The sequence below is a fragment of the Corynebacterium glaucum genome, from assembly GCF_030408855.1.
Taxonomy (GTDB): Bacteria; Actinomycetota; Actinomycetes; order Mycobacteriales; family Mycobacteriaceae; genus Corynebacterium; species Corynebacterium glaucum.
On the sequence record NZ_CP047358.1, the window covers coordinates 2,453,612 to 2,479,041 of the forward strand.

Consider the following 25,430-nt stretch of genomic DNA (forward strand, 5'->3'; position numbering starts at 1 on the left):
GTTCGGATCACCCCTCCGGCAACAGATCCGACGGCTCCCCGGTTGCGGTAATTACCAGCTCATCGCGCGCGCGTGAAGCAGCGACATAGAGCAGCGACCGCTCGCGCTGGAGCGCCCCGCGCGCGTCCTCGTCGGATAGGTCTTTGAGCCGGAACCGCAGCGGCATGATGTCCTTGCCCACACCCATGAGGATTACGTGGGTGAACTCCATACCCTTCGCGCCGTGCATAGTCATAACGGAAACCTGCTCGTGCGAGGCCAGCTCAGCGTTTCTGGTTTGCACCGCATCGATGCCGTGGTCGGCAAGTCCAGCGACCACGCGCGACAGTTGGCCGCGGGTACGGCACATTACGCCGATGTGCGCGTCCTCTTCACTGTCCAGCCATCTTGAAATGAAGTACGCCGCAACGTTGAATTCCTCTTCCTCGGACGCTGTGGGAACAAAGTACGGCTTAGGACCGGTGCGCGCGGAGCGGTAGTAGCTCACGGAATCCACTTGACCTTCCGCGTCGAGGTATTCGGTGGCCTCGTCACCGACAAGAATCCGCAGTGCGTAGTCCAGATTCTCCTTGGTCGTTCTGTAATTCAGGGTCAGTCTTTGCGACGCCCGGCCGCGCGTCGCAATCCCAAATCGCGACAGCGTCAGCGGCTGCCCGTAAATACGCTGGTGGGAATCCTCGGCAATGAAGATGTCGTTTGGCCCCTGGGCAACGCACGCACGCAGGAATCGCCAGTGCCCAGCATTGAAATCCTGCGCCTCGTCCACCACAACGTGATCGAACAACGACCCACCGAGCCGTTCGTACCGCACGTTCAGCACCTCCGCGCCGACGGCGGACAGGGTCGGCCAAAACAGCTGCCCGTCAACCGCTTGCGTCTGCATCACAGATTCCAGCACCGCCCAGACCAGTTTGCGCTGCTTGCGGTTCAGCGGCGTGCCGCGTCCGGTACGCGCCACCTTGAGATACTCGGGTTGCTGTGTGATCGCGTTCGCCAGCACCACGCCCTCGTACTCTTCCTGCAAGAACGTTGCGTTCGCAATCGAGCGCGGCAGCTCCTCGCTGGCGCCTTCGATCGCGGCATCCCACACCTGCGTGGCGTCGCGTTCGGTGTACGGCCGTGCGCTCGACGCGCTCACGCCAAGTACGCGCCGTGTCGCTTCCTCCACATCACTTGGCGGCGCGTTGCTAACGACCTTGCGGACCACGGCATCGACGTTGTCCACCCAGATGCCCGGATTCCCAGGATCGTCCGCCTCTGGAAAGTGCTTGTTCAGCGCGTTCAGCTGCGATTTCAGCCCCTGCGCCAGGCCCTTTGTAAAGGTAGTCAGCAGCACCCGCGGGGGCTCGTCGCCAGCATCTTGATTCGGTACCGCACGCATCGCCAGATTATTCGCGCGATGCACTGCCACCACCGTCTTGCCCGTGCCGGCGCCGCCGAACACGCGCGCCGACCCGCTGCGGGGTCCCTCTGCCATGCGGCGTTGCTCCGGGTGGATGTATACGCGCCACTGGTCGAAGCTGCCGGCTTCGATTACGGCACGCAGCGACTCGGTCTCCACGTCGTCCACGTACGCGAAGTCCAGCTCGGCGGCTGGTTCGCGCAGACCGGCCAGCAACCGGGCGTCATCGTCTTCGGCACCCTCACTCTCGGCGGCCTCGGGATCGAGTTTGCGCAGGCCCAGCGATTCACGCACATCCTCCACGGAGTAGCCGGCGGCCAATCCCAGCACGGCATCCTGCTCCCACGCGGGTCGGTCGTCGAGCAGAACCTGTAGTTCCTCCTCGCTTTCCGCGGTCCACACGGCCTCAGCCAGAGACAGATCGATGCCCAGCTCGTCGTGGAGGGTCGCTGGTGTGTAGCCGCGGCGCTCCATCTCGGCCCGGGGCGCGGGTGTGCGCTTGTCGACGACAACCGCGTCCACCCCCACCTCCTCCGAGAGACGAGCCGCGGCGGCGTGTTGCTCCTCCGCCAGCGCGCGCGCTGCCTCAGCGGCCTCTCTGGCCTTGCGCGCGGAGTCGGCCTCCTTCGCCTCGAGGGAAGTCACCTGGGCCGTTTCGGTGATAAGCTGCGTCAACCCATTGACTGGGTTGACGGTCAACCGGATTGATGCCGGGTCAAGACGCTCCGCCTTGGCGTTGCCTTCATCGTGCGAGTCGACGTCCACCAACACGAAGTGGTGCGTGTTCGCATCCTTGAGCTCGAACAGCACGGCGCGGAACTGATCGTTGACCCGGCCGGTGCGCACGCGTTTATCTACCGCGTTGTTGAGTGGCTTGATTCGCAGCGACGGGTTCGTTGGATCCTCGGCGAGCTTCTGCAGAAAGTTCATTGTAGGTTTGAGCAGCGCGCCATCCGGCTTGAGCCCGCTGTACAGGCTGAACGTCACCATAGGTTTGTTCATCGTGGATCCTCTGCCCCTTCCGCACCCAGCAATGCCGCCGGGATGGTTTGTTCGTCGAGTGTATCGGGGTACAGCAACACCCAACCGTCATCTCGTAGCTTCGCTTCCGCGCCCGTGTACGAGTCGTCGCGCTCCATCAACAGGGCGATCCTGCGGTGCGGCCACGCGACCGCGGTGGGTAGCGAACCGATCTCCTCACCAATCTCTTCAGTAGCCTCCGCGCCGGCACCGGCCAGTAACCGCAGTGCCGACACAACGCCAGACTCATCTTCGAACTCGTCAATCGCTTGAGCCCAAAGTCCCGAGATCTGCTCGGCTTCCATAGCACTCGGCTCCTGAGCGTCTTGCTTTCTGACGACCTCTGGTTCCGCATCCGTCTTCCCATCGCCGACCTCGATGACGACGGCATTGTTGGCCAACCAGATGATGTTGGCGAAGCGAAGGAAGTCGCGCCAGTTCTCCTCCGTGATCGAACCGGGTGCTTCCGCGTCGACGACGAGACGGTGGGGCAGCATCGTGGTTCCAGTCGGGGCGATGTCGATGTGGATCTCATTGCGCAATGTCAGCCGCACTCCGGTTTCAGTCCGGGTGGGGTAGGCGGAGCTGCGCAGCAGCGCAATGAGTGCTTGGTCCAGAACCGAGTAGGATGCGCGGTCCGGCTCCGCGAGGTAAGTGAGCAGCTGGGTGATGGGGGAGGCTTTCATGAACCGCATGGCAGCGTCGTCCACAGACCCGAGCTTCCGCGCCAGCTTTTCACCCTCTTCGGTCACCCACGCCGGCTCACCTGCGGTGCGCGCTACCTCCTTGTCAAACCACTTGAGGCCGGCATCGGTGACGTTCCACGGCAGCACTTGGTTGTCCTCGTAGTGCAGCTGGTTGCGTTTGTCGATATCCCCGGGGAAGCGGTAGTTCGCAGCTGCGAAATGGTACGCCGCGCCGTCGGTGTACACGGCGACGTCGCGTACGTCGCGCCGGCGCCTGGGGGAGAAGTAGAAGTCCGGCGTTGTGTAGCCCTTCTTCACTTGTTCCTTCATCGACCATTCTTCGCCGTTTGGGAATGTGACCAGCCACTCCACGCCACCGGCGTTAGGGATGTCTTTGACGGTGGCGTTGCGCGCCTCGAGGCCCTTACGGATCTTCTCGCGGAACCGAACCTCCAATTCGGAGGCCTGGTCCAGTTTCGGGGCTTCCGTCTGTGGCTTCCACGAGGCCTTGAGCGGATCCTCGTCGGGGGATGGGTGGTCCTGATTCGTCAGAATGGAACGCAGAGCACGTTCCGCAGCTGCGCGGGAGGTGTTCTCAATCTGTTGGATGCGGGTGTACGGCAGCAGGCAATCGGGGCAGGCGAGTCGCTCGTCGTCCTTACAATCGCATTTCTGGACGGCTTCGAAGGCGTGCTCCATGAGCTTTCGAACGTCCTCGGGCGAGGCGAACTGGGAAAGGTACCCGGTGCCGCCGGGGACGTTGTCGTGCATAAGCAGCGCCTCGACGGTGGTGCCGCGTCCGTCCGGCACGCGAACCGTCTCTACGCTGAGGTGGTCTGGATCCCCGCCAAGGACCTCCTTGAACCCGAGCTTGATCGCAGCGGTGAGGCTCGGGATGGTCGCATTGTCGCCGGCGGTGAGCTGCACCGGCACGTGTAGCAGCACGCCCTGGGTCTGCAAGGTGCGGTTCAGCGCCACCGTCACCGACTCCTCCTCGCGCGCGGTCCGCTTCGGACACCATGGGCGGTGATCCCACTTCGAGTTCTCTCCCCTCTGCGAATCCAGGTGGCCGCAGTAATTGCAGACGGTGAACAAGGGGGCGTCGATCTCGTGGTCCGCGAGCATCCTCTTTGTCGCGGGCCCGCGTCCTAGGTTGAACCAGCTCAGGTTCACGTACCGCAAGTACTCGGCGCCGAAGCCCTGGGAGAGGAACCACCGGCCGCCGTGTCCGCCCTCAGGTACGGAGAAGCTCAAAGCGGTGTGGTAGCTGAGTTCGTGCCTGTCGTCGCGGGAGTCGTCGATAGTCGCGCGGGCCTTGTCCACCTCCGCGGAGACCCGGCGCATGCGAACGGTGTCCAGCACCTGGCCCTTGTCTGCAAACGCGCCGGCACCGCACTCGGGGCACGCTCCGGGAACAACGGAAGAATGCATGCGCTCGCCGTAGGAACAGGCAGGGCACAGGCGCCACTGTTCGATGTCCGCGCCGCTCATGCCAACCTCGACCGCGTCTACAGTGGCGGCAATGCCGCGTGCATAGAACGTGTTGCCTGGCGCGAATTCCTTCAGCGCTGAGGACACACCACGGGAGAGCTCGAACGTCTCCGGGTCGATCTGCATCGTGGACGGGTTGAGCTGGGAGACCACTACGGCGAGCTCCACCGCTTCGTCCAACAGTGTGAAGTTGGGCAGCAAGCCGTAGCGCTCCATGGCGGAGATCCAGTGATCGTCGAGAAGCAGCTTGCCCAAGTCGCGCGACACACGCCGGAACGCCGCCTTGGTGCTGCGCTTCTCGCGCTCCAAGTCCGGGTCCGCGTTCTCCGTGCCCGCGTTCGGGTCCACCTTCGCCTCGAGTTCGCGCAAACGCTCCTGCAGCGTGTCCCGGCGCGCAGTGAACTCCTTGACCTCGCTATCCCACAGCGTGCGGGTGCGCTGCATCTCCCCGATGAGCGAATCGGCCCCCTGACCGCACGCCCACTCGTGCACGCCGTCCACGGTCGCCTGGTCCACGGAACCCGCCACGGTGGCAAGGAACGCCTCTACGCGCGACTCCACTCCCTCGGCGATCTCCTCCGCCAGCACGTCTAAGAGCGAGACCTTGCGGAAGCTGAACACGTCGCGCGCCTTCTGCACATCCAACCCGTGCGCGTTGAAGTCCAGTGTATCCACCAAGTACGCAGTGGTCTGTCTGCGCAGGATCTCGGTGGCGGAGAGGAATGCCGCCGGCGGCACCACGGTGCCCGCGATCACGGACAGCGGCTGGTTCAGCTTCGGCAGCGTGGTGCCGCGCCCCTGCACGAACGCGAGCACCAGCGAGTTGCCGGTGAGGCGCCCGGCGCGCCCCACGCGCTGCACGTACGAGGACACGGACTTAGGCAGAGAGGCGAGCATGACCGTGGACAGGTCACCGATGTCGATACCCATCTCCAGCGTCGGCGTGGCCACCAGCACGTTCGGCGCGCTCGGGTCGTTCGTTTCCTCTCCGCCGCGAAACGCCCACTCCAGCGCCAGTCGCTCTTCCTTGGGAATCAACCCGGTGTGCTCGCGCGCCACAATCGCGCGCGGGGTGGTGGACGAGTACAGCTGCGAGTAGTAGTTCTCCTCGATCCGCTCCGCACCCAGCGCGCCCGGGCAGCCGGGAGTCGGGCACGGCACACCATCGAGCAAGTCGCGCACATGCTTATCGACGCCCAAGGGCGCATTGCACACCCCACACTGCAACCTCGCCGGCTCCTCCTCGCACCGCACCACCACGTGCTCCGGCGCGATGGCGTAGATGGTGCCGCCGGTGTCGGTAGAAATCGCCATCACCGCGTCCCGGTTCGCCAGCTCCCGGAACACGTTGGTCAGCACCAGCGCGGCGTCGTGCGTGGATACGCCCAGCACCTTCGACGTCCACCGCGCGTAGCGCCCACGCGGGCTGCCCAGCGGGGTGAGCCCGCGGTCCTTATCGTCCACCGCCGGGCCGGAGCGCGGAAACTCTGGCGCACCACCCTTGGGAAAGCGCCGCATGCCGCGTGCCTTGGCGTAGCGGTTATGCAGCCGCCACGAGTTCGCGTCATCCTGCAAGTAACTGGCGAACATCGGCGTGTACACACCACCGCGGTCGCGCACCTGCTCCAGAAACCCACGCATCCACCGCAGCTGTACCTCTTCAGCGCTCGCATCCACGACGTTGAACAGCCCGGCGTCGATGCTCTTCAGCGCCTCACCAGCGGCCGCCAGCAGCACCGCATCGTCCACCGCCACCGACGGTGCGAGCGCACCCGTGGACACCAGCGAGCGCGGCAGGTGCGCACGCTGCCCGAATTCCAACGCCGCGTCCAGCTCGAGGCGCTGCAGCACGGCAGTCGTGGCCTCGCGGCGCGCCTTCTCGTCTGCATCTTTCGACCAGAACGGCACGAACGTGGGCGCCTCCACGATCTCCGGCGGCAGCAGCTCAAACCGCGCGCGCAGCGGGTCCTCCGCACCATCGGCCCGCTCGAGGATCCGCAGCGGCATCTGGGCGACGGACAACTCCTCGGTGCCTGCGACGCTCTTCATCAACGTACGAATCCCGAACGCCCGCGCCCGCGACTGCACGAACCCCGCCCGGTGCGCCGCGTCCTGCACCGAGTCCGCGAACACGAGCGTTTTCTTCTCCTCCTGCGCCAGCTGCGGCATGCCGAAGAGGTTGGACAGCCCCACCGAAAGCAGCGTGGCCACACGCGAGCCGATGTAGCGCACCGCGTCCGGCTCCCCGCAGTTCGGGCACACCTGCTCGCGCGCGTAATCCTCTGCGCCCAGGCCCGAGTACGTGAGCACCGGCACCGAGCTGCCCTCCGCGAGCGCTTCCTCGCTCGGCTCGCTGGTGCTCAGCGTGCGCGTGGAGGTGTGGAACCACATCAGCGCGCGCTTGCCGTCCTCGCCGTCAAACGCGCCCGGCTCCATCCCCTCCGCGACGACCCGCCGGTACTCGTTGGTGGCATCGATGAGGGGCCGCGGGAGCTCAGGCTTATCGACGGTCGCCTTCCGGATCTCCCCACCATCCAAGACCACCGCGTCAGTCCCGGGTTCTAGTGCGGTCATCCACCCGGCGCGACCGCACTCGCGGCAGTAGATGGCGGGCAGCCACACCGCGGCATCGTCGGCATCGATGTGGCCGTCGTCTGCGAAGCGAAACACCTGGCCGTCCTCGGTCGGGGTGACGGTGCGTTCGATGCGGGAGACCTCGCGCACCCACAGGTGCGTTTCCACACCGGGCAGGCGCTTGCCTTCGAACTTGTACACCTCGCCGGCAAGCGCGCGCAGCTGCGCTACGGCGGTGAGCAGGTGCGTGACGAACTCCCTCGCGGTGTCCTCCCCCAAACTGCGCAGCACAATCGGGTCGAACATCGCCGCAGGCAGTGTCTTCGCGTCCTCACCCTCGCGCTGGATGAGGGGTTTGGCCTTCCCGTCGTCATCCAGCAGCGCTTTGGTGATCGGGTGCACCGCGTACGCCGCGATCGTTGTATCCAGGTCCGCGCCCGCATCCACGCCCCACAACCGCGTGCGGAAGATGTCCAGCACCACGTCCGCGTGGTCGCGCCCGGAAGTATCGTTCGCGATGGCGTCCACGACCCCGCGTAGCCCATCGATGTCCGGCGACAGGGGAGTATCGAGGTACCCGAAGGTCTGCCCGATCTCCTCGGCCCACTCGGAATACGTGAGCGTCTTTTCGCTAACCATCGCCTCCGGCTCGAACGCCTCGCCGAAGATGGTGCCCGCGAACTCGAGCACCTTCGAGCGGTCATCGTCGCCGCCCAATGTTGCCGACGTGGCCACCGGCGTGACCCGCCCCAACGGGTTCGCCGCGTACTCGCCCAGGAAGCCCTCCGGCTGGTGTTGCTTCAGCATCAACCCAAGACGGCGCAGCAAGAGCGCGACGTCGGTGCCCTGCGCGCCGTCGTACGTGTGGAACTCGTCCAACACCAAGTACTGCAGCGATGTTGCGGACTTGCTCCAGATCTCCCGGTCCTCCGGACGAAGGAGCAGCTGATCCAACATCTTGTAGTTAGTGAGCAGGATGTCCGGCGGGTTGAGGCGCATTTCGTCCCGATCATTGATCAGCGACTGCGACGTCACCTTTTTCACGCTGCCCCTGGCCTCACCGGTGTAGATGCCTGCCGTGACCCCCGCCAGCGCCGACTCATTGGCGATCAGTTTAGCCAGGCGATCCCCTTGGTCGTTCGCCAGCGCGTTCATCGGGTACAGCAGCAGCGCCTTCACACCAGTGTGGCCTTCAGCCCGGGCACGTGCCGCGTGATCCAGCACGGGGTAGAGGAAAGATTCCGTCTTACCCGAACCGGTACCGGTGATCACGAGCGTCGGATCCGGGCGACGCTCTCCGTGCTCGTCGCGGCTGCGGAGTCTCCGGAACGCCTCCGCCTGGTGGTGGTACGGCGTGAACCACGACGGCATCCAGTCCAGGATCCCGTCCCACCCGATCGCACGCGCGTAGGGGAGCCGCACCCGCACGTACGGCCCGTGAAACATCCCGCGCTCTGTGTCCTCCAGGAACGCCTTCAGCGCATTGGAGGTCTCCGGGTTTGCCAGCGAGAACGCGGTGGCCAGGTATTCGGAGACACCGCCTAGAACGTACTCGGATGCGCGGACGGGGATGAGGGAAGACACGAGGGAAAGTTTATCGGGTGAAGATCCTATTGTTGCTGGCAGCTACACTACTTCCCCTCCTGGTATAGCGCCTTACGATACGATTAGGCACTCCAGGACCCGGCGGCAGAGCCGAACTCAGAATTCAGCAGACCACACTGTGGCGGATCTATTCCGATCTATCTCAGAACGATCTGCTTAACTTGGCGGGATAGTGCTTTGCAAACGTGTACTCGCGTGAAATCGAGGTGGATAGTTGAGCCCTCAAACCCAGAAACTGCGATTCGGAGTGGGGACCAGCAAACGACGCTCAATCCCCATCAGTAAAATTGATCTCGATCTCACCAACGCCCGTTTCAGAGACGATGCGAAAGATCAGAACCAGGCCATTGAGTTTATGCTTGCTGTAGCCGGCGAGAAGTGTTTAGGTCTTCTTAAAGACATAACCACTCGTGGGGATTTAAATCCTTCCGATCTTCCTATTGCGGTGGTGGACGGCACTCGATATCGGATGTTAGAGGGCAATCGCCGGCTAACCTGTCTGAAAATCTGGAAGCACCCTGCACTTCTCAATTCGCTACCGGCTGACTTGAAAGACCGTTACCAAAAACGTTTCCAATCGGTGATTGCGAAGTCACCGTTTTCTCCCCCAGACGCGCTAGATGTTGTTGTCGTTACGTCCCTCGAAGAAGCCGATTCTTGGATCGACAAAAAACACGGCCTAGGTAAAGAGAGTGGCGCATCCACCGTAGAATGGAATTCATTCGAAAAGGACCGCCGACGCTTTCGACGAACGAACAAACGAAGCCCGTCCTACAGCTTTATCGAGTTGTTAAATGCTGAGTACAGCGATGATCCAATGTTGATACGTTATTTGACCGAAGTCATAAACGTGCAATACACCACCTTGAAGCGCCTTCTCGACAACTCTGTGATGCGGGATGAAATTGGTATTCAATACCATCTCAATGGACGAACGACGATGAAGTTATCCGCCTCTGAGATGCGCCCTTTCATAACCCATTTGCTTGCCGACCTCGCTAAGAGAAACCAAGATAGTCGTTCTCTTCACAGCTCTGAGGATGTCGGTGCCTATCTGAGAGAACTAGCGGACAAGGAATTACCCTCTCCTTCAGCAATGGCCGCCACAGTTCCCCCGGGGGACAACTCGAAAACCGAGCCATCTGGACAATCCTACCCACAGTCTCCCGATTCGCAGCCAACTAGCACCCCCCAGGGCAACGACTCACCGAGTCCGCCGAAACCTGAACCAAAACCGCAACGTCGAAAGACTCACGCCAGGGTTTTTGAGGGTCTGGACCTTAGCGGGTTTTCAGAGAAGATTGCCGACCTAGCCACGAACACTTCCCGCCTTTCCGTGGAGAATAACCCAGACGTTGTCTCGATTCTTCTTCGTGTAATCCTCGATCTGACCGCGTTTCAGTTCCTCGACCGCTTCGGGAAAGGGAATCCGCCTCGCGAGCTTGATAAACGCCTGCTCGAGGTTCTTAAGATTCTTGACCCGGGCGCGACGGAGCAATTGAAGCAAGCTGAAACCGCCCGCCCATTCAACACCCTTTTCCACTCGATCAGAAATGATCCCAACCATTTGAGATTGGCTCAGTTCGCAGTTCACAGCCCCTCTTTTGTCAGCACCGCAGCCGAAACCAAACGGCTCGCTGACCGTTACGAGCCGATGCTCGAGGCGATGAACCAAAAGCTGCTAGAGGCTGGAACCGAATGAGATATCTTTCGCCGTTGCGATACCCAGGCGGCAAGGCCCGCCTCGCTCCGTTTCTCGAACGAATTATTGAATCACAGCTTCCAATACCAACCCACTACGCGGAACCTTTCGCGGGAGGCGCAGGAGCGGCCTTACAGCTACTTCATAGAGGGGTGGTCAGCAAAATTCATCTAAATGATTTGAACCCTGGGATTGCGGCAATGTGGAGAGCGATACTCGATGAATGTTGCGCGTTTGTTCAACTGATAAAAACAACGCCACTCGATGTTAATGAATGGGAGAGGCAACGCGATATTTACCGAAACCCAATCGGGCGGGACGATGTCGAACTTGGCTTTGCGACTTTCTACCTAAACCGAACGAATCGATCAGGCATTCTACACGCCGGCCCCATCGGTGGGCACGCGCAACATGGCAAATGGAAACTCGATGCGAGATTTAATCGTGCAACCTTGGTTAAGAGGGTCGAAACTGTTGCGACAATGAGAGAGCACATCATAGTGACAGAGCTCGATGGCCTCGATTTCCTAGATGGGTTACGCGATTTCGGTGAAGACTTGTTTGTTTACGCTGACCCGCCATACATGGTTCAGGGTGATGGTTTGTACCTCCACGCCTTCGACGAAATGGCCCACATCGGGCTTGCCAACAAATTGCAATCCATCTCGAGTCCCTGGCTTCTGACCTACGACGATGATCCACGAATAACAGAGGTTCTTTATCGGGACGGGCGCTGCGCGACTTTTCAGATCGCTCATACTGCCCACAAACAACACATTGGATCTGAAGCAATAATCTTCTCGGAAGATTTGACGCTGCCCGATCTCGAGGTCACATCGGGCAGGCAAGCTCTGTGGGCAAACTGATCGTGAAACACGATACCGCCGCTCCATCACACCAACATTGAATTCAACTCATCGTCTCTTGAAGTTCTGGCGACCGGTGTCCCCAGCGCGCTGAGGGGTCAGCCAGATCGTTGACCCGTGCAAGACCTCGCGCTTCCGCCCCATGAATCCTGGGCCTTTTGAATCAGCTTCCTGGCATCCTGACGCTTCGATACGTTAGCTTCTATCTTCAATTAACCACCCCCTCAAACCGCGCGTACGCCTCCCGCATATCCGCCTCCCGATCCAACTGCCTAAACGGATACTCAAAGACGTACTCCATACCCGACTGCGGATGCACCCACATCCGATCCGCCACCGACAATTCTTCACCCTCGCGCAACTTATCCTGCAGCTTCAACACATCCTTCGGCACCTTCCGACCATTCGCATCAAACCGATCCTCCTGGTCATAACGGCGCATCACCGGAAACTGCGTCCGATAAATCATGCACAAATCATCAGCCGTCACACCCAACGACAGCGCCACAATCGCATCAATCTCCACCTGCGCGGCCCTCCGCTCCTCATCTTTTCGCAAAGGCTTATCGACGCCCCACTCCTCCCCCATCAACTCTTAGCAGAGGGACCACTCACGGCCTTCAATTACAGTGTCGATCCTCACGCCAGTTCTCCAACCTCAAACCCGGGACGCGGGAAAACTCTCCAGTATTGGCCGTGATTAACGTCAGATCGTTTCTCACTGCCTGCGCTGCGATCCAAAGATCGTTTCCTCCGATCATTCGGCCGCTATCGAGCAGCCCCGCCCGAAGCTCCCCGTAGACGTGCGCGCACTGTTCGTCGACCCCTACTCTTGGCCGGCCCTGCAACAGAAGGTCATACACCCGCCGCGCAAGTTCCGGGTTGCGTGACCGCTGTATCCCCGACTGGATCTCACCTATCACGATTGTGGATAGCCATAATTCATTGCTCGAACACGACGAAGCCGCGGCAGAGACCTGAGCTTCTCGACCGCGTTCAAGATCAATCCAAACATTGGTGTCCAGTAGGTAACCCATCAGCCGTTGCGGTCCCTACCTTCGTCTTGTGTGGCCGGGCGATCAACCTCAGGCACCGGATCAACGGGCAAATCTGCAAGTTCATCAATGAGGTCTTCGTCTACCCCATGCTCTTTCTCAAACTCCCTCAACCGTGCGATCACGTCTCCGAAATTTTCCTCGACCGGACGTAGAAGAAGCCCTTCCGGCACCTGTTCGATTACTGCACTGCCACTTTCAACACGGAACGCAGCGGGAATACGAACAGCCTGGCTATTTCCGGACCTAAACACTGTAGTTCGCAGACGCTTGCCCTTCTTTGCCTTGGTCATGTCATCGACCTCCTTCGTGTGCAGGAAACATGGCGTATATCGCTAACGATATACATGGCGATACGCGTGAGCAATCGTTATTGAACCATCCCCTCAAACCGCGCGTACGCCTCCCGCATATCCGCCTCCCGGTCCAACTGTCTAAACGGATACTCAAAGACGTACTCGACACCCGACTGCGGATGCCCCCACGTCCTATCCGCCACCGTCAACTCCTCACCGTCGCGCAACTTATCCTGCAGCTTCAACACATCCTTCGGCACTTTCCGACCATTCGCATCGAACCGATCCTCCTGGTCATAACGCCTCACCGGAAACTGCGTGCGATAAATCATGCACAACTCATCCGCCGTAACCCCCAACGACAGCGCCACAATCGCATCAATCTCCGCCTGTGAGGCACGGCGCTCCTCACCCTTACGCAAAGGCTTATCGACGCCCTAAAGCTCCCCCTTAAACTGGCTACAGATTGTAGGCTGGCCGAGAGCTCACTTGGTTAGTGAAACTAAACGGGCCAGAGGAGATCCCAGCGTGAATCACTACGAAACTCGTACGGCTCGGTTGCTAAAACAACTGTGGGATTGTCTACCCCACGTGGTGCATGTGACAACAGAAACCGTCGTGTTTGCCATCATCGGCGTGGTGCTTCTAAACGCAATCTATGGCTTTTTCCGGAGTGAATGGCCGGAATCGTATACCAGCTTGGACAATCGGGTAGAGCATCAGTACAGAAGTAACCCTGTGAGGACAGTTGTTGGTTTTCGCGGCCTACCCGTTGCGCTGACCGTGATGCTCATCTCAGAAATGATTGACCGAGCGGATGGCGATGCCATTGTTGGTACCGCCGGGATGATTGCCAGTTACTTACTGCTGACTTCAGGGAGGGCGATTTACGATGTGTTGAAGAAACCCCGGCACCCTAACTTCAAATTCATCGTTCTGCACCATTTCGGTCAAACTCTGATAGTCGTTCTCTTTACATGGTTTGGCCTCATAGGCCATGACTTGTGGGGATCTTGGATTCCCCGTGGTGAAGAATTCGCAATTGCGATTCTAGCAGGCGCTTTCGCCTCTGTGATGGCAATTTGGGCTAGATCGTGGCTCACCGCAGTTAAAATGCCCTTCCCAGAACTTGTCCGAGAGCTGAAGGAAGATATCGGCGTTGACCAACTGGACTACGCTTTCATTCGAAGCGGAAATATTGACCGGTCAGGAAATCTTGGCTGTCTAGTCCAGGCAGTTCTTCTTGCCGAAGCTCAACAGCGGCCAGCTTGGTTTCGAAAATTGGAAACATTCATCGGCAAACTGGGGCGGCCCGGAACATTTGGCGTTGCCCAAGTTTCTTCAGACCGGCCCATTTCTGACGAAAAGTCAATTGATCTGCTGATTCAGCAGTTGACGGCTGGAGCCGGATTCGAGTTTCAAAATATGGACTTTCACAGCGGGGAAGTCCGCGATATGTTAATGGACCACAACCCCGATCAGGAACATGTCGAGCGCATCCTCACCTATTTCCACGGTCTTCGCAGTCACGGTCTATACCCATACCCTGACGCACACCGCTGAGCTTTTTATTTTCGGGCCAACACTAATAACTCACTAACTTATCCCTTCAAACCGCGCATACGCCTCCCGCATATCCGCCTCCCGATCCAACTGCCTAAACGGATACTCAAAGACGTACTCCACACCCGACTGCGGATGCCCCCACGTCCGATCCGCCACCGACAACTCCTCACCGTCGCGCAACTTCGCCTGCAACTTCATCACATCCCTCGGCACCTTCCGACCATTCGCATCAAACCGATCCTCCTGGTCATAACGGCGCATCACCGGAAACTGCGTCCGATAAATCATGCACAACTCATCAGCCGTCACACCCAACGACAGCGCCACAATCGCATCAATCTCCACCTGCGCGGCCCGGCGCTCCTCATCCTTTCGCAAAGGCTTATCGACGTCCCACGCCTCCCCCATCAACTCCTCCCACAACGGCGCATACGCTTCGGTGAGGCAATTGAGCCGGAGGTAGTTACCTATTAAGAAACCCCTCAATTTAGATGCCTCTGGATTAGCCAACGATTGAATTGTCGGACCGTAGAGATTCGCGAGCCCGGTAGCGCGGAGTTGATAGTCAATCAAGAGCGATGAGAGCGTTGCCCCAACTGCAACTGTCGTCTCATCGTCGCCCACCGATGCGCCGCTATGAACTCCGTGAATGTGAGTAGTTCCAGGGGGAACGAGTGAGGGGTAGAGCGTCCGAAAGCCGGTCGTTGCTGCCATCGCCCTCCAGCAGATGCGGTAACAATTCCTGACCGGCACCTTTTCCGCTCTATCAAGCCAACTCCCATAGTCACCGTCATAATTCGGCTGGGTACCACGATCCGGCTGGTAGGCCGTCGCAGGAATGAAGTCGGCGGGCATCGCCTCGAGGTCCACCTCTGACCAGTCCTGATTGTGCTTCAGCGTGGGGTTGGGTTGTTTGACCATCGGGGTCGATACGCCGAGGTGCGGGCCTTGGAGAATGACATCATCCCACGAATCGGGATGAGCCCAGGCTGTATCGAAGTACCCGGCTTTTTTGTCGGCAGTTTCGTGCCAACCCGCTGAAAACTGCAAACCAAGCTCCCGAATGCGGGGCGCGGCGGCAAGCTTCTCGAGCACGGCCGCGGCTTCGGTGTTCACGGTGTAGACCATGCGGGACTCGATAGCCGGAACGGAGTCATCCTCAAGTATCGAGTGCCACACCCCGAGCACATCTTCGTTAACCGTTTGAATTCGGTCACGGTGCGGGCGCAAATCCCAGTTTCCGTTATCGTCCTTCAGACCAGGCAAGCTTCCGGCCCCATTATGGGAGAAGGACTCTTCGACGATTGTCGGGTGGTAAAGGGATGCTGCGTGACTGAAGGCAGGGCCATCCTGCCGGGGTCCATATGCGTGAATCCCGTAGGCATTGTGGTGGTCGACATCGAAAAGCATTAGTTCGTTAATGAACTGCCAGTGGCGCCGCAGCCTCAGATATGCACCCCGGCGTAGAGGCGCAGCCTTCTTCTCTGTGAAGTGGGACTCGGGATGGATGAGTGAGGTCACGCCATCTTCCGACGCATTGCCCCACGTGCGCTCCATGAAACCGCGGTAGAGATCGGGTTGTTGGCCGACGAGGTGCGGGTATCGGGTGACGTCGGAGAGAATCGCGGCCGTCGATACGGATTCACCGATGCCGCGGTACACAGTTGAACGGGTCGCTTCATTGCTGTACCACTGCTGACGTCGCTCGTTCTTCGCGGCCTGGGTGGGTTTGTGCGCCAACGAGAACCAAGGATCTGCCTCGGAGTAGAGGGCATCGAGGTCGGTGCGCGGTCGCACCCACGGCGGGTTGCCCACCTGCAGGTCGAAGCCCCCTCGAGCGAACACTGCCGCGAAGTCGAGGTCCCAGTGGAAGAAGCCTTGGTCGGCGGCGACGGACTGCACCACGCGCAACCACGGGTGGTTCGCTAGCACGGTCTCGATCTTGCGAGCGCCGGAGAGGCCGATCTCAGTGCGTTCCAGCTCCACCAGTTCGTCCCAGTTAGTGGCGCTGGCTAGGCGGATCTGGTTGGTGTCACGGGCCTGGGTGTCTACGCCGAGGAGGTCGGTAAGTGTGGCGAGCCACTCGTCGAGGTCGGGAAGCTGGTCCACTTCGGTTAGTGGCCAGAAGGTCAGCGCGTTCCACGCGTCCATGGCGAGGCGGAGGCGCAGGTAGGCACCATCGGTGTCGTGAAGCAATTCTTGCTCGATTTGCTCGCGGTGCACATTCTTCGCGGTGTGCTCGGTGTCGCGGCCCCAAAGGTCGATGTCGCGGCGGATCTGGTCTTCCGCGATGCGCATTTTGGACAGCGTGATGGCCCAGAGGGACTCCACGCGGGCGGCGAGGTTGGTCAGCTTTTTCGCCTGCTCTTTGGTGGGCACCTTGCCGGTGACGGATTTGCGCCACGCTTTCATCGCGGTGATCTCGTCCTTGGCCAGGGTCTTCAGGTCCTTCGCGTCCGCTGCGGCGCCCCAGGTTGCGGAAGGCAGGAGGAACTGGTGAATGCGGCCGGCGGCGTTGATGTCGCGAGGCTCGCCGGCGTCGATAGCTCCGGCGAGATTCTGGACGGACTCCCGGCGCGGGACGGCGCTGAGCCACTCGCGCTTCTTCAGCTGCGTGGTCGAATACGTGGAGCGCAGCGCGCCGATGAGCGAATTGCCGCGGCGCAGGTGAAGGCCGAACCACGGGGCCTTGAGTTGGCTGGTCATGGTGTCCAGCCACAGGGAGATTTCGGCGAGCTCCACCGCGGTGGGGTTCAGGTCCACGCCGTAGACCTGGTGCAGGGCGATGTGGGCCTTGACCTTCTGGAGTTCCAAGGTGCGGGTTTCGGGATCGACTTGCTGGTCGAGTTCCTGTTCCCTGAACTTGAGGTAGAGTTCCGCGAGCTGGCGTACGGCCTCCACGGCGAAGGCGCCGGAGCCCATGGCGGGCTCGCAGATGGTCAGGCTGAGTACGTCCTCAGAGGTTTCGATGCGGCCTTCCTCCTGCAGCACCTCGATGGCCTGACCGACAGTGAACTCCGTGAGCACCTGCGGGGTGTAGAAGGACGCGGAACGTTCGCGGTCGCGACTGGATTGGCGGAACACGAAGGAACCCTCCGGGTGCTCGCGGCGCACCTTGGAGGTGCCGCCCTCCTCCATCTGCTTCGTCTCCATGACAAAGCTGTCTTCGGGGACGGTGTCGGCGCGGTTGGTGGGAAGCACCCAGGACCCTTTGGAGGCGTCGCCCTTCGGCGCGACCTCGTACAGGTCCTCCTGGGCGATGAAGCCGTGGTAGGACATCAGTCCCTCGTACACCTGGCCCAGCTCGGTCACGCCGAGGGTGGCATAGGAGATGAAGCCGCGATCTTTGCCTGCGGAGACTTTGGACAGGAGCAGGTTCTGCAGCACTTGGGTGAGGGCGGCGTTGGACAGCTTGGTGTCGTCGATAAACGATGTGCTCTCGCGCTTGAACAGGTCGGCCTCGAGGTTGCGGAAGGTGAGGCCCTGGTTCTGCGCGTCCTGGTCGGCGGTGGGGGAGTCGAGCGGGTCGTGGCCCTCGTTAACCTGGGTGAACAGGAGCTGTAGTGAGTCGTAAAGGTGGGTGCCGCGGCGGGCCTTGTCGGTGACGGGTGGGTTGAGAATCTGGTCGCGCAGGCGGTCCAGGCCGTAGCCCGCGACGTACTCCGGTGCGCCCGTGGGCAGGATGGCCAGTTCCGGTGAGGCCTCGGCGAACAGGAGGAAGAGGATGCGGTAGAGGTAGCGCAGGGATTGACGCGCCAGCTCGTTGCCGTCGATGGTGTCGATTGGCAGGTTGTTCTCGCGACGGCGGTCCAGCACGTCGTTGCCGATGATCTCGATGGATTCGCGCACCGCGTCGCGCAAATCGCCGGAGACCTTCACCGCGTGCTGCTGCGACTCCTCGCGTGTCTGCGCCCACCAGGTGGTGCCGTCGGCGGCGCGCTCCAGGTTCTCCCGCGCCAGGATGACGGCGACGCGCTCGAGCTCGCCGGCTTTCTTCGTGTCGTTACGCTCCACCGCCAGTTGCAGATTGATGGCCAGGTACCGGCCAAGCGGCCAGGACTCGCGCTCCGCGAGCATCACCCAGGGCCCAGCAAGCGTGACGACGAACTCCGGCGGCTCAGCCGCCAGGAAGAGATCACCGACAAGTTTGGACACCTTCGTGGTCTGCGGGTCCTTGCCTTCTTGGGCGATGGTGGCGGGGAGTGCCGTGAGGTCGTCCTCGGTCTCTGCCGGTTCGTCCGCGGCGATGACGGCGAGGGTGCCCGCGTTGCCCAACCAGCCCTCGTACGTGAACGTCTCCCCGGCGCGGGTGTAGGTCTGCTGCGCCGGTGCGCCGAAGCCGAACGCCTGGTGGATCAGCTTATTGGTGGTGTCCAGGTCGGTCTCGGTTGCAAACGCGGTCTGCAGCTCGCCGCGGTGTTGCTGGAGGCGCTTGATGGGGGAGAGGGTGCCCGTTTCCTGCTCCAGCGCCTCCCACTCCTTCGTGCGGTTTTTCACGCGTTTGGTGAAGGACTCGCCTTTGGTTTCGTCGGTGGTGAAGTAGTGGTCACTGATCCACTCGTCGACGTTAAGGATCGAATCGAAGGTAGCCATTGGTTAGCGCTCCTGGTTTTCTGGAAGGACGAGGACGAGGGGGCGAATGAGTTCGCGGTCCGGTTCGAGCGAGGAGATGAGGGACTTCTCTTGTTCGATGAGGTTGGCGGAGCGGCCCACGCGCACCGTGGTCTGCACACCCGCCTTCGCGTCCTCCCAGTCCTGGGCGCGCGTGGACCAGTGCCCGATGCGCTCGTGCGCGTGGTTGCGGGCGGCGGCCATCATCGGTTGGAGCTGGTTGCTCGCGGCCTGGACGGACTGCGCGATGAGCTCACTTGTGTCCTCCGGCAGGGTGAGGGTGCCGGGGTTGATGGCCTGTTCGGTCAGCCCGATGCCGCGAAGCCACGCGATGGGGTCCTCGATGGTCTGCGGGAGCATCCCGCCTGCCACGGTGACGAAGGCGCGGGAGACCACCTGGCCGCGCTTGTTGGTAAGCGTGGCCATGAGTAGGACGGTGGGCATGGGCACGTCGCCCTCGATCGCGGTGATCTGCCCGGCGGACAGGGAAGCGAGCGCGCGGTCCGTTGCCCAGTCCGTCACCGGGTGCAGGGGACCCAAGAAGTGGGCTTTGGGCCAGGTGGAGCCGTCATGGCCAGTGCGTGCCTTGCGCAGGACCTCGTTGCCCACCGCGTGATTGGTGGCCAGCTGGAAGTGTTCGCGCACCTTGCGGTCCGCCAGGAAGTCCTGCGGCAGCACCTCGAAGCGGCGGCGCAGGTCCTCCGTGGGTTCGAGCTCGGCCACGCCGTTGTCGTGCAGCTGGAACTGCACGCCACCTGCTGAAAGGGGTTTCTCCGGTGCCGCGTGGAAGGCCTCGTTCAGGGCATCTTCCAGGTACGCGATCTCGGAGGGGTAGAGGCTTTGGGTCTCGGCTGGTTTGAGGGGGGCGGTGGGGGCCGGAAGTTCGTCGTCAAGCAAGAAGCCCGACATCCAGAAGTCGATGAGATCGGCCTCTGTTTCCGCTTGCGCGCTGGCGATCTCCTCGGGCGTTTTCACCACGTCGTCGAAGGCGAGCTGGTTCTGGATCACCTTGCGGATCTCCTCTTCCTCACCGGTGACCGTGTGCTTACCGATGAGCGAGCCGACATCACCGAGCAGCGCGTGCGCCTCATTCTCGCGGTTGATCAACTTGGCCAGCACGTGCAGTTCGCCGACGTAGCCGCCCTGCTTCGTGTCCAGCAGGAGCGCTGCGATCTGCGGGGGCTCGGTCTGCCCGTAGCGGTCCACGCGGCCGTTGCGCTGCTGGATGCGGATGAGCGACCACGGGATGTCGTAATGCACCAGGTTGTGGCACAGCGTGTGCAGGTTCACGCCTTCCGACGCCACATCGCCGGTGACCAGCACGCGGAGTTTGGAGTCTTCGCGCTTGAATTCGTCCACGAGCCGCATCTGCTCCTCGTCGCTCAAGCCGCCGTGCATGATCTGGACCTGGTCTTTGGTCAGCTTCATGTCTGTGATCAGGTTCTGCTGGAGCCAATGCAACGTGGCCACGCGCTCGGAGAACACCACCACGCGGGTGGGGCTGTTCTTGGCAATGCCGATGTCCTGCAGGTAGTTCACGAGGGCCGCGTATTTGTTGGAGTTCTGGCGCGTGACCTTTGCGTTGAGCTCGTGGAGACGCTCGAGGGCTCCCCGTTGGGTGGTGTCGACCTTGGGGTTTTTCAGGCGGTTCTGGATCGTCTCCTCGAGCGCGGCCGGGGAAGAGAGGAACGCCTTGATCAGGGTCCACGGGAAGAGGCGGTCGGCGGCCGGGTTGTGGTTGATCCAGGTCTGCTCGAGCTCCGCAGCGACGGCGTTCTCCTCGTTGGAAGCCTCCACCGGGATGTTGACGGGGTCCTTGCGCTCGGCCCACTGCTCACCGACCACGCTGGCGACCTCCTCGCTGTGGCGGTGGCGGCGGATGAGCAGCCTGGAAACGGCCTGCTGGTCGATCGTGCCGTCCGGCATCACTGCGGTGGGGTCGAGGAGGCGCAGGATCTCCTTAAAGGATTCCGGGTCGCCGTTGTGCGGGGTAGCGGAGGCGAGCAGGAGCGCCTCGGTGGTGGGTGCGAGGGTGCGGGCGAGCTCGTTGTTCTGGGTGCCTACATTGGTGGCGTTGTGGATCTCATCCATCACCACCGCGTCCCACCGCACCTTCTCCAGGTACGCGCGGTACTTCGCACTTTTGAGTGTGTCCATGGACACGATGACGCGCGGGAAGTAGGTGAACGGGTTTCTACTTGCCGGCAGGATGCGCTGCACGCGTTGGATGCCGGCCGAGTCCAGGCGGACCAGCGGGATGGCGAAGCGCGACCACATCTCCTGCTGGAATTGCTCCATGATGTGCTTCGGGGTGACCACCAGGATGCGTTCGCCGCGCCCACGCCGAATCAGCTCCGAGAGGATCATGCCGATCTCCAGGGTCTTGCCCAGGCCGACGGCGTCGGCGATGAGGACGCGGGGGCGCAGGTTGTCGTCGCTAAGCGCCTTGCGCACAGCGGTGAGCTGGTAGTCCAGCGGATCCATGAGCATCTGCTCTGCCACAGAGAGCTGCTCCTGGTACAGCGGTACAGGGGTTTGGCGCAGCGTGGTTTCAAGCCATAGGCGCGTGGTGCGGTATCCGGGGGAGTGGTCGGGGACTACCTCGACCTTTGCTGGGTCGAAGACCTCGATCTTATCTAGGGCGGTGTAGAAGCTCGCCGTGGTGTCGCGCACGTATTCCGACAGGCCCCGTACTTTGATCAGTTGGCCGTCCACGGACTGTGTGACACTCGTAATCAGCCAGAGTTCGTCGCGGACTTTGACCATAAGGCCAGGGGCGTACGCCGGTCGGGTCTCGGACTGGTCCATAAAAGAGGTCACGGGAGTAGACATGGAGTGGAGCTTAACCCATTTACCTGCCGAAATACCCTTCGAAACACACTTACTGTTGCCTTCTACGACGAGTTTCCGGGTAGGTGAAAACCGATCCGAAAAGTCACCTGCGCACCCTTAGCGACTGGACATGCATCCGCAGTTCGATTCGAACTAGGGCTTATTTGTGGTGCAGGGTTCCGATCAACGAGCCTTCTGCTCCACTGTCTCTGCCACCGCGCGTGCCACGGCGAGGTCTTCCCACGGCATACCGACCGTTTTGAACACCACCCGACGCGCCGGGTCCAGCTCAACATCGCCGCGAACCACATCGCGCATCGGGATCAGATCGGCAGTCGTAATCGCCGCAGCTTCAATCGCCTGCACCACGTCGCCAGCTTCGCGCTCGGCAGCGGCAATGTCCTCCACAATCACCTGGGCGCCCTGGAGCACGCTCTCGTGGAGTTCCCGTGTGTCCGCAGTATGGGCTCCGACGGCGAGCACGATGGCGTCGTCAAGCAATTGCTCCGATGTGACGATGGGTTCCGGGGAGGATGTCGCGGTGACCATCAGCCCGGCGCGGCTGACGATCTGGTCAGACTCCGCACTGCCAACGCCAACCGAAGGCCACGGCAGGTCGGCGGGCTGGCTGCGGGAGATGAAGGTGCAACGTACCTCTCGAACGCCGTGGAGGGCATCGGTGATAGTTGCGGCATGTGCGCGTCCTTGCACGCCGGTGCCGAAGATTGCGACTTCCAACGGTTCCGAGGAAGCCCGTAGCAAGTCCAGCACGCCAGCGACAGCGACCGCCGGGGTGCGGAGCCGGGTGAGCGCTGCGGCGTCGATAAGCAGTTCGGGTGTGAGCGTCCGGCCACCCATGAGTAGGTACGAGCCTTGTACTAAGGGAACTTGCTCGGTTGAGCCCGGGGGCTGGATACCCAGGATTTTGACTCCCGCATATCTCCCGTCCGATGAGGGCAGCAGGTGCATCTCACCGTGGTCGAGTCCGACCTTGATGCGGTGCGGATCGGTGGCTGGGTCGAAACCCTCGAGCAGCGGCCTGCGGATTGCTTCAACCGTCTCACGGGGGCTGAGGAGCCGGAGGACTGCCTCGCTGTCTAGGTAGCGCATGGTTGCCAGGGTAGGGGAGCAACATTCATGGGTGCTTCCAGCTTCTCGAATGATCTGTGCTCACAGGCAGGTTCAGTTGGCGTGTCGTCGAAATTTCAACCAATGCGTGGAAAACGCCACACGTAACATGTTACTACCGTAGTGTGTTCGACATCACTACATCTGAACAATGAAAGGGGTGCCACATGGGAATCGTCGCACTGGTTGTCTTCATCGCAATCACGATCGTGTTCAACGTGTTCTTGAAACGCGATATCGCAGAGGCGCTACTCCTGGGACTAATCGGAGTCGCTTTGGTGGGTGGCGCGGATGCCCCGCAGCTACTGTGGCACGGCATCACCACCGCCATCACGTCTGAAGTCACGTTTGCTGGCATGGCGTTTGTCTTCATGGGAGTCATCGTTCAGGCGACGGGTCTGATCGATAGGCTGATCACCATCTTGAACTCGATCTTCGGCAGGCTCCGTGGTGGCGCAGGTTATGTTTCCACTTTCGCTTCTGCACTGATGGGCTTGATCGCTGGATCTACGGCGGGTAACTCTGCAACGGTCGGCTCGGTCACTATCCCTTGGATGAAGAAAACAGGGTTTAGCTCCAATCGAGCCGCAACCCTCATTGCCGGAAACTCAGGACTTGGCGTTGCATTGCCGCCAAACTCCACAATGTTCATCATCCTGGCTATGCCCGCAGCAGCAGCATCTTCCGCGAGTCAGGTCTACGTAGCTCTCGCGTGTGCTGGTGCCTACGCCGTTCTCTACCGTCTCATCGTCGTCTGGTTCTGGACGAAGAAGGACAACATACCAAAGACTCCCAAAGACCAGATTGTGCCGTTCAACGAGGCCTGGGCCGCCGGGTGGCGCTCCCCGTCCATCTTCATGGGCATCTTAATTCCGGTGTTGATCACAATTGGCCCATTGGCCAACTGGCTAAAGGAGTCCACCGGCGTTGGAGAGGATGGTGTGAAAGCCATCTCCATTATCGTCTGGGTGCCAGTGTTGATCACCCTCATTGCGTTAATTGAAGGCTTCAACCGTCTGCGCCAAAACAAACAAGAGTTTAGAGCCAAGCTTGAAAAGGAGCTTCCCAGCTTCGCCACAGTGGGAATCTCGCTCTTTGCGGCGCTCGCTGCCGCGGCCATCATGGAAGAACTGGGAGTGGGGGATCAGCTCTCCAACACCCTTAGCGCGATGAATCTCCCGGCATGGGCAATGATCCTGATCGTAGGAGTTCTTGCTGTGATCGTGGCTACACCCTTGTCCTCGACGGCCACTGCAGCTGCAATCGGAGCCCCTGCCGTCGCTGCATTGACTGCGGTTGGGATTGACCCAACGGTAGCGATTGTGGTTGTGCTTCTGTGCACCTCCACGGAGGGTGCTTCGCCACCCGTCGGGGCCCCGATCTATCTATCCGCTGCGATGGCAGATGCGAACCCCACCAAAATGTTCATCCCGCTGATCGTCTACTTCGTGCTACCAATGATTTTGGTCGCCTGGCTAGTAGGAATGGGTTTCCTTCCGGTCTACGTTCCTACAGGAGTCTGACAATGAATGCTTTCTTCAAACTGTTTAAATACGTTTTCCTTTTCCTACTGGTGACGTTCCTCGTAGGCGGGCTACTCATCGTGCTGGCGCAGACTGCCGGATTGTTCATGCTGGATGGTGGACTAATCACGACAGTCAAGAAATCGCTCGCTCCATGGGTCTTTGCGGCAGCAACACTCTGCGCGATGTCCGCATTCGTGCTCAGTTACAGCCCGGAAGCACGGGCTTCCCGCAAGCGTCAGATTGAGAAGGAACGCAGGGAAAACGAGGAGCACCGAACCCATGTGGAGGAAGATGTACGCCGCGAGTTCCACGATTTCCAAGAGCGGCGCCTCAAGCGGCGGCGATCAAACAACGACTAGAGACCTCCAACGTGCCGGTCCCAGAACAGTTCAACCGCCTCCGGCCTTGCAACGGCTGCATCAGTCGGTTGATCCCAGGCCTGCTGGAGAAGCAACAGACCTGTCGTGGTGAGGTGGTGATGCATCGCTTGACGAGCTCGGTCCGCATCTCCATTGCGGATCGCCTCCACTATCGGACCGTGCTCATTCAGAATGTCGGACAACGAACGGGACTTGCCAGCCGTGGAGTGGCCAAGGACCCGCGTAATGTTTCGCAGTTGGTCCACAACGGCCTCCCCTCTGCGAGCATTGCCGGTCTCGAGGATCAACGAATGCAATGCGCGATCGTGAACAAAGAACTCGTCTTCTTCACCCGAAGTCGCGAGGCGCTCCATCGACGCCACTCGGTCGTCAATCAGCGAAAGATCCTCTTTGGTGCGGAACTTTGCCGCGCGGTAGGCCGCGGCGGGCTCGATACCCAATCGGATCGCAAAAATCTCAGCTACATCTGCAGGCCCCGATCGGATGATCTGGAAACCACGGTTCTTAACGAACCGAATCAACCCAGCTTCTTGCAATCTCAGCAGCCCTTCCCTCACGGGGGAACGCGACATTCCAAGTTCGCTGGCGATCTGAACCACGCTGTACCATTCGTCCGGCTGCATGGTGCCCGAGTGGACGGCATCCCGAACGTATTCCACCACGCTGTCAGCCATCTTTGTCATAAGGAAT

The 25,430-nt window shown here is 60.8% G+C and carries 13 protein-coding genes and 2 pseudogenes; 5 read left to right on the plus strand and 10 right to left on the minus strand.

Features of this window, described 5'->3' with window-relative positions:
• Window positions 1-7: 7 nt before the first annotated feature.
• Together CGLAUT_RS11875 and CGLAUT_RS11880 are read right to left on the minus strand one after the other, a co-directional pair.
• Window positions 8-2,404, minus strand: a complete 2,397-nt coding sequence (locus CGLAUT_RS11875; protein ID WP_290185416.1) for a 3'-5' exonuclease — start codon at window positions 2,402-2,404, stop codon at window positions 8-10.
• Window positions 2,401-8,757 (minus strand): DEAD/DEAH box helicase, encoded by a 6,357-nt coding sequence (locus tag CGLAUT_RS11880; protein ID WP_290185418.1) that lies wholly within the window; start codon window positions 8,755-8,757, stop codon window positions 2,401-2,403. The genes CGLAUT_RS11875 and CGLAUT_RS11880 overlap by 4 nt, the downstream gene beginning before the upstream one ends.
• A gap of 235 nt (window positions 8,758-8,992) precedes the next feature.
• Here CGLAUT_RS11880 and CGLAUT_RS11885 point away from each other — a divergent pair, with 235 nt between their 5' ends.
• Together CGLAUT_RS11885 and CGLAUT_RS11890 are read left to right on the plus strand one after the other, a co-directional pair.
• The gene (locus CGLAUT_RS11885; protein WP_290185420.1) at window positions 8,993-10,480 is read left to right on the plus strand and encodes a hypothetical protein; all 1,488 of its coding nucleotides are present in this window, start codon (window positions 8,993-8,995) and stop codon (window positions 10,478-10,480) included.
• On the plus strand, window positions 10,477-11,346 hold the full coding sequence (locus tag CGLAUT_RS11890) for a DNA adenine methylase (protein ID WP_290185422.1): 870 nt from the start codon (window positions 10,477-10,479) through the stop codon (window positions 11,344-11,346). Before CGLAUT_RS11885 ends, CGLAUT_RS11890 begins: the two co-directional genes overlap by 4 nt.
• A gap of 208 nt (window positions 11,347-11,554) precedes the next feature.
• On the opposite strand, the pseudogene CGLAUT_RS11895 reads toward CGLAUT_RS11890, so the two are convergent.
• The 4 genes and pseudogenes from CGLAUT_RS11895 to CGLAUT_RS11905 form a co-directional block, all read right to left on the minus strand.
• Window positions 11,555-11,941, minus strand: a pseudogene (locus CGLAUT_RS11895) (type II restriction endonuclease subunit M); the annotation flags it as partial.
• Between the two features lie 25 nt (window positions 11,942-11,966).
• Window positions 11,967-12,383 (minus strand): type II toxin-antitoxin system VapC family toxin, encoded by a 417-nt coding sequence (locus tag CGLAUT_RS12215; protein ID WP_353959447.1) that lies wholly within the window; start codon window positions 12,381-12,383, stop codon window positions 11,967-11,969.
• Window positions 12,383-12,694, minus strand: coding sequence for an antitoxin (locus CGLAUT_RS11900; protein ID WP_290185426.1), 312 nt, complete (start codon window positions 12,692-12,694; stop codon window positions 12,383-12,385). Before CGLAUT_RS11900 ends, CGLAUT_RS12215 begins: the two co-directional genes overlap by 1 nt.
• A gap of 77 nt (window positions 12,695-12,771) precedes the next feature.
• Window positions 12,772-13,128 (minus strand): annotated as a pseudogene (locus tag CGLAUT_RS11905) (type II restriction endonuclease subunit M); the annotation flags it as partial.
• A 97-nt stretch (window positions 13,129-13,225) separates the two neighbouring features.
• On the opposite strand from CGLAUT_RS11905, the gene CGLAUT_RS11910 reads away from it, so the two are divergent.
• On the plus strand, window positions 13,226-14,260 hold the full coding sequence (locus CGLAUT_RS11910) for a hypothetical protein (protein ID WP_290185437.1): 1,035 nt from the start codon (window positions 13,226-13,228) through the stop codon (window positions 14,258-14,260).
• A gap of 33 nt (window positions 14,261-14,293) precedes the next feature.
• Here the strand turns inward: CGLAUT_RS11910 and CGLAUT_RS11915 are convergent, their stop codons facing one another.
• From CGLAUT_RS11915 to CGLAUT_RS11925, 3 genes are all read right to left on the minus strand, one after another.
• On the minus strand, window positions 14,294-18,856 hold the full coding sequence (locus tag CGLAUT_RS11915; protein ID WP_290185438.1) for an Eco57I restriction-modification methylase domain-containing protein: 4,563 nt from the start codon (window positions 18,854-18,856) through the stop codon (window positions 14,294-14,296).
• 3 nt (window positions 18,857-18,859) lie between these two features.
• Window positions 18,860-21,706: a DEAD/DEAH box helicase gene (locus tag CGLAUT_RS11920; RefSeq protein WP_290185440.1), complete on the minus strand. Its 2,847-nt coding sequence runs from the start codon at window positions 21,704-21,706 to the stop codon at window positions 18,860-18,862.
• A 183-nt stretch (window positions 21,707-21,889) separates the two neighbouring features.
• Window positions 21,890-22,816, minus strand: a complete 927-nt coding sequence (locus CGLAUT_RS11925) for an ornithine cyclodeaminase family protein (RefSeq protein WP_290185442.1) — start codon at window positions 22,814-22,816, stop codon at window positions 21,890-21,892.
• A gap of 185 nt (window positions 22,817-23,001) precedes the next feature.
• Here CGLAUT_RS11925 and CGLAUT_RS11930 point away from each other — a divergent pair, with 185 nt between their 5' ends.
• Both CGLAUT_RS11930 and CGLAUT_RS11935 read left to right on the plus strand, forming a co-directional pair.
• On the plus strand, window positions 23,002-24,357 hold the full coding sequence (locus tag CGLAUT_RS11930; protein ID WP_290185444.1) for a TRAP transporter large permease subunit: 1,356 nt from the start codon (window positions 23,002-23,004) through the stop codon (window positions 24,355-24,357).
• A gap of 2 nt (window positions 24,358-24,359) precedes the next feature.
• Entirely contained in the window at window positions 24,360-24,719 is a 360-nt protein-coding gene (locus CGLAUT_RS11935; protein WP_290185446.1) for a hypothetical protein, read from the plus strand.
• Here the strand turns inward: CGLAUT_RS11935 and CGLAUT_RS11940 are convergent.
• Window positions 24,716-25,423: a GntR family transcriptional regulator gene (locus CGLAUT_RS11940; protein ID WP_290185448.1), complete on the minus strand. Its 708-nt coding sequence runs from the start codon at window positions 25,421-25,423 to the stop codon at window positions 24,716-24,718. The genes CGLAUT_RS11935 and CGLAUT_RS11940 overlap by 4 nt on opposite strands.
• Window positions 25,424-25,430 lie beyond the last annotated feature (7 nt).